General features: G+C 37.8%; 2 protein-coding genes. Both read right to left on the bottom strand.

What is annotated here, in order from left to right; all coding sequences use genetic code 11:
• Positions 1-38: 38 nt before the first annotated feature.
• The gene (locus tag EKM67_RS10660) at positions 39-983 is read right to left on the bottom strand and encodes an IS3 family transposase (RefSeq protein WP_225417384.1); all 945 of its coding nucleotides are present in this window, start codon (positions 981-983) and stop codon (positions 39-41) included.
• The gene (locus EKM67_RS10665; RefSeq protein ID WP_125578953.1) at positions 935-1,468 is read right to left on the bottom strand and encodes a helix-turn-helix domain-containing protein; all 534 of its coding nucleotides are present in this window, start codon (positions 1,466-1,468) and stop codon (positions 935-937) included. The genes EKM67_RS10660 and EKM67_RS10665 overlap by 49 nt, the downstream gene beginning before the upstream one ends.
• Positions 1,469-1,524 lie beyond the last annotated feature (56 nt).

Genomic DNA, 1,524 nt, shown 5'->3' on the forward strand with positions numbered 1-1,524 from the left:
TGAAGTGCAACATAAAAGTTAGACAAAAATAAATAGTTTTACGCAGCTAAGGTATGTTCTCGGTATTCACAAGGGGACATACCTTTTGTTTTCGTAGAAATTCGGTGATGATTAAACCAATCTATATAGTCTTTTGAAATATGACTTAGTTCCTCAAGATCTTGGCATGGTGGAAGTCCACTCAAACATTCTGTCTTGTAAATGTGGAAGAAACTTTCAACGGGCGCATTGTCATGACAATTGCCCTTCCTAGACATACTTTGAATAAAGTCATTATCTGCAAGCTTTTGCGTATAATAGTTGAGCTGATATTGCCAACCTTGGTCCGAATGAACAATTGGTTTAACATGCTTGGGGAGTTTAATGATCAATTCATCAAGGGTATTCATAATTAATTGGCGATTTGGACTGTCACTAATTTGAAATGCGAGAACTTCTTTACTTGCTTCATCGGTGATAACCGAGATATAAGCCCATTCATTGTTTCCTAAACGAACTTGAGTCACGTCGGTATGAAGCGCCTCATATGGGTTGGTTTTACTGAAATCCTGGTTTAAAATATTAGCTGCAACTTTACCAACAGTACCTTTATACGACGAATATTTTCCATTCTTATGTCGGTTATATAGGTTGACTTGAACGTTTAATTCACTCATTAAATGACGAACAACGGTATCTGCTAGATGAATATTCAATTTGACCAGTTCAGTCTGAACACGGCGATAACCATAGGTTAAACGTCCTCGATATTTCCCACTATTCGTGATTTCAATAATTTTCTCTTTTACACTTGCATACTTGTCATCACGATTACTAATTCGTTTACGCTCGTCATGATAAGTTGCTTTCTTAAGGCCAATGGCCTTAAGGATATCTCCGATTTTATAACGTTCAGGCTTTGGAAGCTTAGCTTGGTCAGCTCTGATCTGATCAACTATTTGTGTTTTGCGTCGTCCTTTGAAGGTCCGAACAGAGCCATTGATTTTTTTAGAATATCATTTTCTAACCTTGTTTCGTATAACTCTTTATTTTTTTGAATGAGCTCTGCACGCAGTCGTTCAACTTCGTTTTGTTTTTCTGGAGATGATGTTGATTTCTTCTTCCGTTTCACTTTGGCTGGCCTACCTTTTTGATGAGACCGTAAAGCTTCAACGCCATCACGATTAAATCCAGTTCGCCAAACACTAATTTGGCAGGCTAAAATATCATACTTTGTGGCGACAGCAGCTAAAGACTCATCATGAGTTTGGTAGTAGTCTATCACACTTAGTTTGAAATCAGTAGAAAAATTTCGCTTATTTGCCTTTCGCTTTAGCGTTTCGATGCCGCCTAAGCGATACCGCTGAATCCAATACTGAATCTGACGTTTAGGTACACGGTACTTCTGAGCAAGTTCAACAACGCTCATTTTGTCATTAAGAAATTGACCGACGACTTGTGCTTTTAACTCGGGATTATATTTGACCATACAAAAAGTGCCTCACAATCATTAGACTGTTTGTCTAACAATTATGAAGCACTTCA

The organism is Lapidilactobacillus mulanensis, from assembly GCF_003946215.1.
GTDB lineage: Bacteria > Bacillota > Bacilli > Lactobacillales > Lactobacillaceae > Lapidilactobacillus > Lapidilactobacillus mulanensis.

Coding starts and splice junctions, on each gene's coding strand:
- EKM67_RS10665 (WP_125578953.1), bottom strand. CDS start 1,468: ATGGTCAAATATAATCCCGAGTTAAAAGCACAAGTCGTCGGTCAATTT.